Origin of the sequence: Marinobacterium sp. xm-a-152 (assembly GCF_013282965.1) — a bacterium.
Taxonomy (GTDB): Bacteria; Pseudomonadota; Gammaproteobacteria; order Pseudomonadales; family Balneatricaceae; genus Marinobacterium_E.
Genome location: NZ_WBYI01000004.1, coordinates 193,286 through 207,149 on the forward strand (window position 1 = coordinate 193,286; position 13,864 = coordinate 207,149).

General features: G+C 50.0%; 13 protein-coding genes. 5 read left to right on the plus strand and 8 right to left on the minus strand.

Annotated elements, in window-relative coordinates; all coding sequences use genetic code 11:
* The first annotated feature begins 15 nt into the window (after positions 1 to 15).
* The gene (gene panB / locus XMA152_RS05375) at positions 16 to 810 is read left to right on the plus strand and encodes a 3-methyl-2-oxobutanoate hydroxymethyltransferase (protein WP_173482967.1); all 795 of its coding nucleotides are present in this window, start codon (positions 16 to 18) and stop codon (positions 808 to 810) included.
* Between the two features lie 3 nt (positions 811 to 813).
* Positions 814 to 1,662, plus strand: a complete 849-nt coding sequence (gene panC / locus XMA152_RS05380) for a pantoate--beta-alanine ligase (protein ID WP_173482968.1) — start codon at positions 814 to 816, stop codon at positions 1,660 to 1,662.
* Here panC and XMA152_RS05385 read toward each other — a convergent pair.
* A complete protein-coding gene (locus XMA152_RS05385; protein ID WP_173482969.1) occupies positions 1,659 to 2,492 on the minus strand; it encodes a 6-carboxytetrahydropterin synthase in 834 nt (277 codons plus the stop codon). The genes panC and XMA152_RS05385 overlap by 4 nt on opposite strands.
* A 122-nt stretch (positions 2,493 to 2,614) precedes the next feature.
* Here XMA152_RS05385 and rsuA point away from each other — a divergent pair, with 122 nt between their 5' ends.
* From rsuA to XMA152_RS05400, 3 genes are read left to right on the plus strand one after another with little or no spacing between them, the layout of a single operon-like run.
* Positions 2,615 to 3,313: a 16S rRNA pseudouridine(516) synthase RsuA gene (gene rsuA, locus XMA152_RS05390; protein ID WP_173482970.1), complete on the plus strand. Its 699-nt coding sequence runs from the start codon at positions 2,615 to 2,617 to the stop codon at positions 3,311 to 3,313.
* On the plus strand, positions 3,306 to 4,340 hold the full coding sequence (locus XMA152_RS05395) for a methyltransferase (RefSeq protein ID WP_173482971.1): 1,035 nt from the start codon (positions 3,306 to 3,308) through the stop codon (positions 4,338 to 4,340). Before rsuA ends, XMA152_RS05395 begins: the two co-directional genes overlap by 8 nt.
* Before the next feature lie 6 nt (positions 4,341 to 4,346).
* Entirely contained in the window at positions 4,347 to 5,030 is a 684-nt protein-coding gene (locus XMA152_RS05400; protein WP_173480247.1) for a YciC family protein, read from the plus strand.
* A gap of 301 nt (positions 5,031 to 5,331) precedes the next feature.
* On the opposite strand, the gene pnp is transcribed toward XMA152_RS05400, so the two are convergent.
* The 7 genes from pnp to rimP form a co-directional block, all read right to left on the minus strand.
* Positions 5,332 to 7,443 carry a polyribonucleotide nucleotidyltransferase gene (pnp, locus tag XMA152_RS05405; protein WP_173482972.1) on the minus strand — a complete coding sequence of 704 codons (2,112 nt, stop codon included), beginning with the start codon at positions 7,441 to 7,443 and terminating at the stop codon, positions 5,332 to 5,334.
* Positions 7,444 to 7,622: 179 nt separating this feature from the next.
* Entirely contained in the window at positions 7,623 to 7,892 is a 270-nt protein-coding gene (gene rpsO, locus XMA152_RS05410) for a 30S ribosomal protein S15 (RefSeq protein ID WP_173480245.1), read from the minus strand.
* Between the two features lie 102 nt (positions 7,893 to 7,994).
* Positions 7,995 to 8,939 (minus strand): tRNA pseudouridine(55) synthase TruB, encoded by a 945-nt coding sequence (truB, locus tag XMA152_RS05415; protein WP_173480244.1) that lies wholly within the window; start codon positions 8,937 to 8,939, stop codon positions 7,995 to 7,997.
* Between the two features lies 1 nt (position 8,940).
* Positions 8,941 to 9,321, minus strand: a complete 381-nt coding sequence (gene rbfA / locus XMA152_RS05420) for a 30S ribosome-binding factor RbfA (protein WP_173480243.1) — start codon at positions 9,319 to 9,321, stop codon at positions 8,941 to 8,943.
* A gap of 8 nt (positions 9,322 to 9,329) precedes the next feature.
* A complete protein-coding gene (gene infB / locus XMA152_RS05425; RefSeq protein WP_173480242.1) occupies positions 9,330 to 11,837 on the minus strand; it encodes a translation initiation factor IF-2 in 2,508 nt (835 codons plus the stop codon).
* A gap of 28 nt (positions 11,838 to 11,865) precedes the next feature.
* Entirely contained in the window at positions 11,866 to 13,359 is a 1,494-nt protein-coding gene (gene nusA, locus XMA152_RS05430; RefSeq protein ID WP_173480241.1) for a transcription termination factor NusA, read from the minus strand.
* A 32-nt stretch (positions 13,360 to 13,391) separates the two neighbouring features.
* Complete coding sequence (rimP, locus tag XMA152_RS05435; RefSeq protein ID WP_173480240.1) at positions 13,392 to 13,847, minus strand: ribosome maturation factor RimP; 456 nt, start codon at positions 13,845 to 13,847, stop codon at positions 13,392 to 13,394.
* Positions 13,848 to 13,864 lie beyond the last annotated feature (17 nt).

Here is a 13,864-nt window from a genome sequence, read left to right on the forward strand (position 1 = left end):
AGAGAGACTGATTAAATGAGCACACCAAGCCTGCACCGTTTAATTGAGAAAAAACAGGCGGGAGAGAAGTTTGCGGTTCTAACTGCTTACGATGCAACCTTCGCCCATGTCGCCAGCAGTGCTGGCGTAGACCTGATACTGGTCGGTGATTCATTGGGCATGGTTCTGCAAGGTGAATCCAGCACACTGCCGGTAACGGTTGACGATATGGCCTACCACACTCGCGCGGTGGCTATGGGCAACCAAGGGTCGCTGATCGTGTCTGACCTGCCCTTTATGAGCTACTCAAACACTCAGCAAGCGGAAGAGAGTGCCGCAAAACTGATGCGTGCAGGTGCTCACATAGTCAAATTGGAAGGCGGTGCTTGGTTAACTGACACCATTTCAGCACTCAGCCGCCAAGGCGTACCTGTCTGCGCACACCTAGGTTTAACACCACAATCGGTCAATAAATTGGGTGGGTACAAGGTACAGGGACGCGACAATCATGCTGCGACGTTGATGCTTGAGGACGCTCAGCGCTTACAGGACGCAGGCGCAGATATGCTGGTGTTAGAGTGTGTGCCAACCCTACTGGCCTGTGAAATCACTAAAAACCTCGACATCCCAGTGATTGGCATCGGTGCAGGTAATCTTACCGATGCTCAAGTGCTTGTAATGCATGATCTGCTAGGTATTACACCTGGACGGCGTCCCAAATTCGTTAAAAACTTTATGGAAGGTGCTGGCTCGATCCAAGAGGCGATTGAACAGTACGTTGCCGACGTTAAAAGCGGCACATTCCCTGGCCCAGAGCACAGTTTCGAATAATCTATGAAAACCGTTACGACCATTGCCGAGCTTCGAGCTGCGGTCACTGCAGCACGTGCTGCAGGTAAAAAGATCGGCTTCGTGCCGACCATGGGCAACCTTCATCAAGGTCACTTAAATCTTTTGATTCGGGCTCGCGAGCTTTCAGACTTTGTTGTCTCATCGATCTTCGTTAACCCGTTACAGTTTAATAACGCTGACGACTTGGAACGATACCCTCGAACCCTTGAAGAGGATCAGGCGAGTCTGAAGGAGTTTGGTTGCGATCTGCTGTTTGCGCCAGCTGAGGCAGAGGTCTACCCCAAGGGTCGTGATTCACAGACCTTTGTTGAAGTGCCAGAAGTCTCTAATCTTTACTGCGGTGCTAGCCGCCCCGGACACTTCCGCGGTGTCACGACCATCGTCAATAAACTGTTTAACTTGGTCCAACCTGACCTAGCGGTATTTGGACGAAAAGACTTTCAACAGCTGCACGTGATCCGCCGTATGGTCGATGATCTATCGATGCCCATTGAGATTGTTGGGGAAGAGACAGCCCGTGCTGAATCAGGTTTAGCCCTGAGCTCTCGTAACGGTTATCTAACCGACAGCGAACTGGCTGCAGCGCCAGCGCTCTACCAGCAACTGAGCCAAATCCGTGATCAGGTTCAAGCGGGTAGCAATGAGTTTGCAGTGCTACAGGTCAAAGCGAGTGAAGCACTAGAAGAGGCAGGGTTCCGTCGTGATTACGTGCATATCGTTAATCGCAATACGCTTCAGCCGGCGACACCGGATGACACTCAATTGGTGATTTTAGCGGCCGCCTATTTGGGTCACGCTCGTCTAATTGATAATCTGGAGTTCGATCGCTAAGCCGTTGCGATCGAACCCTTACCAATCCCCTCAAACGCACGCACTTCAATCTGTTTTCCAGGTAGGGTTGCTGCAATGGTTTGCGCCAGATGATTGGCGATCAACTCCACGGTAGATTCCGTGTCGATCATGTAGACCACTGAGGTAGGAAGCGTCAGGCTGAATGCCCCCTGAGGTGCTTGGTAGGCAAAATTGACAGACTGTTCGGTACGACTGACGACATGATCTTCTGTCCCTATGTAGATATCTTCAAAGCGCTTTGCCCACTGCGCTTCAAGTGCTAGATCACGCTCACCATCAATTAGAATATGGATTCTTGAGCGGTGTCCATGAGCGATACGTTGGCAGTTACCCTCATGCTTCTGTAGACCGTGTGTGTAATGGTAGTAGGCACCGTCAATCACCTCAGGGTATAGAGTCACTTTGATACCACTGACCGTTGGAAAGATCGCAGCTAACTCCTGTTCACACCAACGAGCGACGGGTTCAGGCTCTATCGCATCCACGGGAAGGATCTCAAACGCTTGATGTGGCGCGCTGCAACGAAGGGGCTCACCCGATGGGTAGAGCCACTCCACAGTCGTGTTCTGTTCTGCTGTAGTCACCTTTAGGTTAGCTGTCTTATCGGCAATCACTAACGAGTGATCTAAGCCAGCATCAAACCACTGTTTCACGCGCTTTTTAACGATGCCAAAATCGACAATCATCCCCTCATCGTTTAATTGGCCGTCCAGCTCTAAACGGACAGCCCAGGATTCACCCACAAGACCGCGTTGCGCGTCCAGATAGGTAAAATCAACATGGGTAAGATCATCAACAAATAGCTTCACACACGACTCCTAACAGTTTGTGCAGCTATTTTAGCGAATCGGGATAAGAAATCACCTGATTGTTCGCAGCCATCGGTTGCTCCGGTATAATGCAAAAATCTTAATTCAGGTGAACCCTTCCTATGCGACTCGATAAGTACCTTGCTCAATCCACCGGTTTCTCTCGTAAAGAGGTGAAGCGTATGCTGCACGCCGAAGAGGTACGAGTGAATGGCGAACTTGAAAAGAACCCCGCACGCAAAGTGGCTGATGAGGATGAAGTCATTCTGGACGGCTACGAAATTGAAGCCCCGCGTGATCGCTACATCATGCTTAATAAACCCCTGGGTTACGTCTGCTCACACGACGAAGGGGATCATGCATCGGTGTTGGGTCTAATCGAGCTGCCCCGTGTTGATAACCTAACCATTGCCGGTCGGTTAGATGTTGATACAACAGGGTTAGTACTGCTCAGTGATAACGGGCAGTGGTGTCACCGTATCACCTCGCCACGTCATAAGCTGGGTAAGATCTATGAAGCGACCTTGGCAGACCCGATTGATGAGAGCTACATCGAGAAATTCGAGCGCGGTATTCAGCTTAATGGTGAGAAAGAGCTCACTAAACCGGCAAAATTAGAGATTCTCTCTGAGCAGGTAGCCAGAGTTGAGCTGTTCGAAGGACGCTACCACCAAGTGAAGCGCATGTTCGCAGCACTGGGTAACAAAGTTGAAGAGCTGCATCGCGAATCGATTGGACCGATCGCACTGGATGATGATCTCTATGAGGGTGAGTGGCGAGAGCTCACTGACGACGAGGTAGCCAGCATCTTTAATGGCTAACTTCGAATCACTCATCAATCAGGAGGTTCAGGCTAGTCCAAACGGACTTCTGATTGTTGATGAAAACCTCAACCCCAAATTACTTCAAGTCGCCTCCGGTTGGCAGGCACTGACTCACCGCTTTGATCAGCAGCAAGCACTTTGTGCTCAAGGCTGGCAATGCTCACTCTCTGACTTTGAGTGGCCTACAGGTTTAACCACTGATTTTATTCTGTTTCGCATCAGCAAAGAGAAGGCGGTTGTAAATCATCTCATCAATTTGGCAGCAGAGCAGTTAAAGCCCGGTGCTCGCCTTATCCTATTGGGTGATAAATCCGAGGGGATCAAAAGCTACGCCAAAAATAGCCAAAAATGCCTAAATGGTGATCGTTCTGAGGTTAAATTGGGCGGTGATAGCTGGAGGGTCGAACTCACAGTAGGCCCTAAAACAGGCACACTGCTAGATGATCAGGACTATCATCAAGTTCGAGAGATTACCAAGGTGAGTGAATACTCACTTTTTTCAAAGCCTGGTGTATATGGCTGGAAGAAAATCGATCAAGGCAGTCAGCAACTCATTGAGCGTTTACCCTCTATGCTCGGTCGTGAGCTACCGGTAGGTGCGAATCGGGTGTTAGACCTTGGCTGCGGATCAGGTTATCTTACCCTCGCCTCGTGTAGCCAAGCATCTTTCATCACAGCAACTGACAATAACGCAGCGGCCATCAAAGCGACTCAAGCAACCTTGGCAGCAGCGAACTTTCAGGCTGAAGTCTGCTTCACCAATGCCGGTGAAGAGTTGGCGTCTGAGTACGATCTGATACTATGTAACCCGCCCTTTCATAGTGGTTTTGGAATCGATTACGATTTAACGGACCGCTTCTCAAAAAATGCAGCTAAACTGTTAGCAGCAGAGGGTAAAGCCTGTTTCGTCGTGAACCAGCATGTACCACTGAAACGTATTGCATCAAGCTACTTCGAATCTGTCGAGCTTGATCAAGATACAGGACATTTTTGCACCTATTTACTGACCAAGCCAAAGCGCTAGAGTTTTATGACTAAAGATTATCTACAACAATCGTTCTTCTTCTTCCGTTCCAACTTCAGTGCTCTATTGAGCATTCAACTGCCGTTTCTGATCATTTTGATGATCATCCAGATGAGCACCATCTCTGGAGTGGATGAGTCGAGCAACATGCAGGCACAATTGATTCTGCTTACCGGTATGGACATGCTGTTTGTTCCTATCTACCTAGCGGCGACCATCTTCTATATGCAAGCCGTCATCGATGGCGGCTCGATCACAACCACGCAAAGCTGGTTTATGGCATTCCGCTGCTGGGGCAGACTATTTTTAACCTTCGTGCTTTCGGCATTGGTAACAGCACTGGGACTCATGTTGCTGATCGCCCCCGGTATCTATATAGCCGTTCGCTTAGCCCTGGCTAACGCCATCTGTGTCATTGAAGGTAAAGGGCCAATCGACTCGATGAAAGAGAGCTGGGAAGGCACTGACGGCCTGTTCTGGACCATGTTCAAAGGTCTGGCTCTGATCTTTGGTGGCCTGTTCATTCTAGAGGTGATCCTATCGCCGATGGTCGATCCAAGCAGCATGATCTCGATGCTGATCTCAGTCACCCTAGACTTCCTAAATGTCCTAGGCACCATCTACGCCTATCGCGTCTACCGCGCATGGCGTGATAAAGAGCCGGTTGAGGATGAACCTTCGGTTCTTTAATGGTGTTGGAGCATCTTTTCGCGGTTTGCCCTTCGGGGCAATTCGCTCCTACAGTAGGACTCCGTTGCGGGCTTATCGCGAAGTCCTATTGTAGGAGGGAATTCAGCTCTGCTGAAACCCCGATCGATTTCAACAGCAGGTGACAGGCTGAAGGCCAGTCACCATACTTCGTAGGAAGATCAGCGCTCCAGTGACTGGCTTTAGCCTGTCATCTGCTTTCTAAAACAATCGCGGCCTTTTTAAGACCGCTCCAACAAAAAACCGCCATAAAGGCGGTTTTTTAAGTGCGAATCAGCAGTGATTAGTTCTCTGCAGTTTCGTCCTCTTCAAGATCTTTCATTGAAAGCTTGATACGGCCGCGGTTATCGACGTCCAGTACTTTAACTTTAATGACGTCATCCATGTTGATGTAGTCAGTTACTGCGTTCACGCGCTCTTTAGCGATCTGTGAAATGTGTACTAGACCATCTTTACCAGGAAGGATGTTAACGAATGCGCCGAACTCTTCGATGCGAACAACCTTACCTTCGTAGATCTTGCCGATCTCTGCTTCTGCAGTGATCGCAACAACACGGTCAACAGCTGCTTGTGAAGCTGCTTTGTTGTCTGCGTAGATACGAACAGTACCGTCGTCATCTAGATCGATTGAAGCGCCTGTCTCTTCAGTAATAGAGCGGATAGTTGCACCACCTTTACCGATAACGTCGCGGATCTTCTCTGGGTTCACTTTAAGCTGAGTCATGGCAGGAGCGTGGTCAGCCAGTTCTGGACGAGCGTAACCGATCACTTTCGCCATCTCACGTAGGATGTGAACACGAGCGTCCAGTGCCTGTTCTAGAGCGATCTCCATGATCTCTTCAGTGATACCCGTGATCTTGATATCCATCTGCAGAGCTGTAACACCCGCTTCGGTACCCGCTACTTTAAAGTCCATATCACCTAGGTGGTCTTCGTCACCCAGGATATCGGTTAGGACAGCGAAACGATCGCCCTCTTTAACCAGACCCATTGCGATACCGGCAACCGCTGAACTTACTGGTACACCCGCATCCATCATGGCAAGTGAAGAGCCACAGACAGAGGCCATTGATGATGAACCGTTTGATTCAGTGATCTCAGAAACAAGACGCATGGTGTATGGGAAGGCTTCCTGAGTTGGAAGTACCGCAGAGACACCACGACGAGCCAGACGACCGTGACCGATTTCACGACGACCTGCACCACCCATACGGCCAGCTTCACCAACAGAGTATGGAGGGAAGTTGTACTGAAGCATGAATGGATCACGACGCTCGCCCTCTAGCGCATCGATGATCTGTACGTCACGGCTTGTACCCAGTGTACAGGTAACGATTGCCTGAGTTTCACCACGAGTGAACAGAGCTGAACCGTGTACGTTTTTAAGAACGCCCACTTCCACTTCGATTGGACGAACGGTTTTACCGTCACGACCGTCAATACGTGGCTGACCGCTAAGGATGCGCTCACGTACAGTTGCTTTCTCGATAGACGCGAATACTTTAGAGACTTCACCAGCGCCTGGTGCGCCCTCTTCACCTGTTGCAAACTGCTCTACAGCGGCATCGCGAAGTGCTTTAAGCGTGTCTTGACGCTCCATCTTGTCTGCTACTTGGAAGGCTGCTTCAACCTGTGCACCGAATGCAGCAGTAATCGCATCAGTCAGCGCTTCGTTTTTAGCAGCTGGCTGCCAATCCCACTTAGGTTTAGCGGCTTCAGCGGCAAATTCGTTAACGGCGTTGATAACCACTTGCATCTCTTGGTGAGCAAATAGAACCGCACCTAGCATCTCATCTTCGCTAAGCTCTTTCGCTTCTGACTCAACCATCAGTACCGCTTCGTTGGTACCCGCTACGACCATGTCTAGTTCAGAGTTTGCTAGCGCTTCGTAGGTTGGGTTAAGGATGTAACCTTCATCTTCCGTGAAGCCCACACGTGCTGCACCGATTGGGCCAACAAATGGGATACCAGAGATGGTGAGTGCTGCAGAGGTACCGATCATTGCAGCGATATCTGGATCAACATTCTTATCAGAAGAGACCACAGTACACACCACCTGAACTTCGTTCATGAACCCTTTAGGGAACAGTGGACGAATTGGGCGGTCGATTAGACGAGACGTTAGTGTCTCTTTCTCAGTTGGACGGCCTTCACGTTTGAAGAAGCCACCAGGGATACGGCCAACTGCGTAGTATTTCTCTTGGTAGTGCACTGAAAGTGGGAAGAAGTCTTGTCCCTCTTTCGCTGTTTTTGCGCCAACGACAGTACACAGAACCTGTGTCTTTTCGTTAACAGTAACCATAACTGCACCAGTCGCCTGACGAGCGACCTTACCAGTTTCGATCGTTACGGTGTCATTACCGAACTGGAACGTTTTAGTAACCGTGTTAAACATCGATTAACTCCTAGTAATTAACTATGTTCCGCGTCCCCTGATCTTCACTCTTTTAAAGCCAGTACTCAGTTGAATTCAGTAAACTCAAGTGAGTACAGGCTGTCAGATCATTTGGTTTTGCGGAGGGTTTAAAGTAGAAAGGGCCATACTAAGTATGGCCCTAACTGGGTATCTAGCTCTTAGCGACGAAGACCTAGACGACCGATCAACTCAACGTAGCGAGTAGCATCTTTCTTCTTAAGGTAGTCCAGCAGCTTACGACGCTGGTTAACCATACGAATTAGACCACGACGTGAGTGGTGATCCTGCTTGTTCGCTTTGAAGTGACCCTGAAGGCCTTCAATGTTTGCAGTTAGAAGGGCAACTTGAACTTCTGGTGAACCAGTATCGTTCTGACCACGACCGTACGCTGCAACGATTTCAGCTTTCTTTTCAACAGACAATGCCATTGTTTTATCTCCTATTAGCAATATGCACACAGCCTAGGCTGCGGGTTAAGTCGCGCAACACCGAGCATATTTTCAGTGAAGCGTCATACCCTTGAGGGTAAATCAGTTTTCAGAGGTATCGAGTAGTCGACGAGCGCGTAATCGCCCCTCATCATCCACTTCAGCCATACCTAAGAATCGCTCTTCAGCAAAGAGTCTGACGAGGCCGCGCTCTGAGAATAACTCCCCTAAACGTTGCCCCTGCAGAAGACGATTTGCTAAATCTGCGGGTAATTCGATTGAAGGCAATGACTCCACTGCACTCCAGGGCGGCAATAATAGCGCATCTAAACGCATTTGTATGCACTCTAACGACTGATCTGACTCACGATGTTGTGCAATCTCATTCAACTGTTCGAGTGTCAGCATTGCGCTTCGATCGTAGGTAGCCACGGCAAGCCGTCGCAACATACTGACATGCGCACCACAGCCAAGTGCCAGACCTAGGTCTTCGACGATGGAGCGAATATAGGTGCCTTTAGAACAGTGCACCTCAAGATCAATCTCATCAGCACGCAGATCCAGCAGTTTGATCTCGTAAATGCATACCTGACGCGGCTTAACTTCGACCTTTTCACCTTTGCGCGCCAGCTTGTAAAGCGGCTGGCCATTGTGCTTTAAGGCCGAGAACATCGATGGAACCTGTTCGATTTCGCCAGAGAATTTGGCTTGAATCAGATCGTTTAACGCGTCTCGATCTAACTCAGGAACAGGCTTAGTTTCGATCACTTCGCCATCAGCATCACTGCTGTCAGTGCGAACCCCTAGCTTTGCCGTTGTGATATAGCGCTTATCAGAATCGAGAAGAAACTGTGAAAACTTAGTCGCTTCACCCAAACAGATGGGCAACATACCGGTAGCTAGAGGGTCTAGTGCGCCTGTGTGACCCGCTTTCGCTGCGTCATACAGACGTTTTACCTTCTGCAGGGCAGCATTCGAGCTGATGCCCTGAGGCTTATCAAGCAAAAAGACGCCGTCAATGCGGCGTCCTTTTTTACGTCGAGCCATGTTAGCCCTCGTTATCTTCGAGACGGCGAGCCTTCTCGATCAAGCTCGTTAGGTGACGACCGCGATGAATGCTCTCGTCATAATGGAAACGTAACGCCGGCATGACTCGCAGTGAGATGCCTTTTGCCAGTTCAGCACGAAGGAAACCTGCAGCCTGCTTAAGCACCTCTAGGCTCTGCTTGGTCGCTTCCGCCTCATCCTGTTCACCCAGTGGGAGAACGGTAATGTAGACATCCGCATAGCCTAAGTCTTTCGCTACTTTGACGTGGTTAATCGTCACCATTCCAATGCGTGGATCTTTAATCTCACGCTGAATAAGGGTCGCCAAATCACGCTGGATCTGGTCCCCTACTCGGTCTGTGCGTTTAAAATCGCGAGCCATACAACCTCTTAGATGGTACGTTGAACTTCAACTGTGTCGTAAACCTCAATCTGGTCGCCGACTTTAACATCGTTGTAGTTCTTCACGCCGATACCACACTCCATATTCTGACGAACTTCGTTGACGTTGTCTTTAAAGCGACGCAGTGACTCAAGCTCACCTTCGTAGATAACAACGTTATCACGTAGGACACGGATGCGTTTGTTACGGAAAATTGTACCTTCGATAACCATACAACCGGCAACTGCACCGATCTTAGGCGCACGGAAGACATCACGAACTTCAGCAATACCAACAATCTCCTCTTTGAACTCAGGAGAGAGTAGACCACTCATCGCCTGTTTCACGTCATCGATGATGTCGTAGATAACACTGTAGTAGCGAAGCTCCATCTCTTCACGCTCAACAATCGCACGCGCCTGAGCGTCTGCACGAACGTTAAAGCCGATTAGGATCGCTGAGGAGGCCAACGCAAGGTTAGCATCGGTTTCACCGATACCACCAACACCGCCAGAGACGATGTTCACTTTTACTTCATCGGTAGAGAGATCTTCTAGTGAGCTAGTCAGCGCCTCTAGAGAGCCTCGAACGTCGGTCTTAAGGACGATGTTAAGCGACTTAACTTCACCCGCTTCCATGTTCGAGAATAGGTTCTCAAGTTTCGCCTGTTGCTGACGCTGCAGTTTAACTTCACGGTATTTACCCTGACGGAATAGAGCGATTTCACGCGCTTTCTTCTCAGTGGATACTACGGTGAAGTCTTCACCTGCATCTGGCGTTCCGTCTAGACCTTGAATCTCAACAGGAATCGCAGGACCACCCGCTTCTAGCGGCTTGCCGTTTTCGTCAAGCATCGCACGTACACGGCCGTAGTGAAGGCCAGCTAGTACGATATCACCGCGCTTAAGGGTACCGTTTTGAACCAGTAGCGTAGCAACCGGACCACGACCTTTATCTAGACGTGATTCAACGACAACACCTGTACCTGGCGCATCTGGAACTGCTTCAAGCTCAAGAATTTCTGATTGAAGAAGGATCGCTTCAAGCAGCTCATCAATGCCCTGACCTGTTTTAGCAGAGACTGGACAGAACTGAACATCGCCGCCCCAATCTTCAGGAATAACATCACGTTGAGCCAGCTCGTTCTTAACTCGATCTGGATCCGCTTCCTCTTTATCGATCTTGTTGACCGCAACAACAAGAGGAACACCAGCCGCTTTAGCGTGCTGAACCGCCTCTTCAGTCTGTGGCATCACACCATCATCTGCGGCAACTACTAGAACAACGATATCCGTCAAAGAGGCACCACGGGCACGCATAGCGGTGAACGCGGCGTGTCCAGGAGTATCTAGGAAGGTCACCATGCCGTTGTCAGTCTCAACGTGGTAAGCACCGATGTGCTGGGTAATACCGCCAGACTCGCCAGAAGCTACACGTGTTGAACGGATGTAATCGAGCAGGGATGTTTTACCGTGGTCAACGTGACCCATAACGGTAACGACCGGAGCACGTGTCACAGACTCACCGCTGTGAGCGGCTACCGACTCCATCAACTCATCTTCGATCGCGTTCTCTACCATAGGCACCGCTTTGTGGCCCATCTCTTCTACCACAAGGATCGCAGTATCTTGGTCGATTGGCTGGTTGATGGTTGCCATCGCACCCATCTTGAACATCACCTTGATCACTTCAGCCGCTTTGATCGACATCTTCTTAGCCAGATCAGCAACCGTGATGCTCTCTGGAATAGAGACTTCATGAACAATCGCAGTCGTCGGCTCTTTAAAGCCGTGCTGGTTATCGCCTTGACGCATTGGCTTACCACGACCTGGCTTACCGCCTTTACCCGGACGAGCGTTCAGCGTGCCATTACCACGACCTTTCGACTTACGACGATCGTCGTTATCACGCTGGTTGTTACGGCGCTCATCGCGCTGCTTGTTCTTGTTGCGAGGATTTTCAGTTTTAGGTTCCGCAGCTGGTTTCTTCTCAACCGGCGTTTCAACCACTGGCTCAGGCTTAGGCTCTTCAGCTTTAACCGGTTCAGCGGCCTCTTTAACTTCTGCTTTTGGCGCTTCCACTTTAGGCTCTGCAGCCGTTTCAACCGCCACCTCTGGTGCCGCTTCAACGACCGGTGCTTCAACCTGTGGTTCAGGCGCTGCCACTGGAGTCTCTTCCACTGCTGGAGCTTCTGGAGCCTGTTCAATCTCTGTACGTTTCACGTAGGTACGCTTTTTACGCACTTCAACGTTAACGGTTTTACGACTGCCGGCACCGCCCACTTTCAGCGTAGAGGTTGTCTTACGCTTAAGCGTGATCTTCTTCGGTGCGCCAACGTCATCGGCATCTTCGCCGTGACTGCGTTTCAAATGGGCTAATAGCTGCTGACGCTCTATCTCTGTGACAGTTGAATCGTTGGATTTACCTTCGACTCCCGCTTCCTGCATCTGTGTTAACAAACGCTCAACGGATACACCAACCACATCGGCAAGCTGTTTAATCGTTACTTCTGCCATAAATGGGTTCTCCTTTTCCGTTGTCTAATTACTGCTGATCTTCTGCAAACCAAGGTGCACGCGCTGTCATAATCAACTCACCTGCGCGCTCTTCGGTCATGCCTTCAATGTCTAGCAGCTCTTCAATAGACTGTTCTGCAAGATCTTCCATGGTAACCACACCACGGCTTGCTAATGTGTACGCTAGGGTACGTTCCATACCTTCCATAGTTAGGAGGTCTTCTGCTGGCTCTACATCGCCAAGTTGCTCTTCACCTGCAATTGCAAGGTTAAGCAGTGCATCTTTTGCGCGTTCACGAAGGGCGTCAACGATCTCCTCGTCAAACTCTTCGATCTCAAGCATTTCGTTAGCCGGTACGTAGGCAACTTCCTCAAGCGTGGTGAAGCCCTCAGCAACTAGGATCTCAGCAAGGTCGCTGTCGACATCAAGGTGCTTGATGAACAGATCCACTGTTTTACCCACTTCAGACTCGTGTTTAGACGCCGCTTCCGCTTCGCTCATCACGTTCAGTTCCCAACCAGTCAACTCTGCTGCTAGACGAACGTTCTGACCGGCACGACCGATCGCCATCGCCAAAGCATCTTCATCAACCGCGACGTCCATTGAGTGAGTCTCTTCGTCCATAACGATCGAAGCGACTTCAGCAGGCGCCATTGCATTGATCACAAGCTGCGCAGGGTTGTCGTCCCAAAGGATGATATCGACACGCTCACCACCCAACTCATCAGAGACGGCTTGAACACGCGCACCGCGCATACCAACACAGGCACCTACAGGATCTAGACGACGATCCTGAGTCTTAACAGCGATCTTAGAGCGAGCACCTGGATCACGAGCCGCTGCACGGATCTCAATCATCTGCTCGGCGATCTCTGGCACTTCGATAGAGAAGAGTTCGATCAACATCTCGTTTGAAGTACGGCTAAGGATAAGCTGTGGGCCGCGACCTTCAGAACGAACTTCTTGAAGCACCGCGCGAACACGCTCACCCATACGGAAGATTTCACGAGGTAGTAGGTTTTCACGTGGCAGAAGTGCTTCTGCGTTGTTACCCAGATCAACAATCACATTGTCGCGAGTCACTTTCTTAACAGTACCCGCGATCAATTCGCCCTGGCGATCACGGTAAAGATCAACTACTTTAGCGCGCTCAGCCTCACGGACTTTTTGTACGATAACTTGCTTCGCTGTTTGAGCTGCGATACGACCGAATGCAACCGACTCAACCTGCTCTTCGTGGTAATCACCAGGCTGCAGATTAGTGTCGATCTCTTCTGCCTCTTGCATGGTCAACTCGGTACCCAGTGCAGGAACCGCTTCGTTATCCACAACCAACCAACGGCGGAAGGTGTCATAATCGCCCGTTGCACGGTCGATAACCACTCGGATATCAGCTTCTTCGTCGTAGCGCTTCTTAGTGGCTGTTGCCAGCGCGACTTCAATCGCCTCAAAGATGACCGCTTTCGGGACATCTTTTTCGTTAGAGACGGCTTCAGCAACCAGTAGAATCTCTTTATTCATATCAGTTCTTCGCTCCTAATAGTCAAAGCGGATTAAAATTGCGGCACCACATTGGCCCGATCGATCAGGTCATGCGGTAATAAATATTCGTGATCATCAACGACCAAAAGCACATCTTCGCCTTCGATGCCGTTAAGAATCCCTTTAAACTTGCGACGCCCCTCAAACGGCGAGCGCAGACGCAGTTGAATCGTATGGCCAGCATACGCAGCGAATTGCTCTAGAGTGTAAAGGGGACGATCCATCCCTGGGGATGAGACTTCAAGGGTGTAGTTCTCTGAGATGGGGTCTTCTACATCCATCACAGCACTCACCTGCTGGCTAACGCGCGCACAGTCATCGACCGACACTCCGTTAGGGCCATCTATATAGATACGCAACAGGCTATTTTTACCTGACGCGTTGTACTCCAGCCCCCAAAGCTCCAAATCTAAGCCCTGCACAACTGGATCAATCAACTCTTGTAACAGCTTTAATTTTGCTGACACTGTTCACCTATAAATTT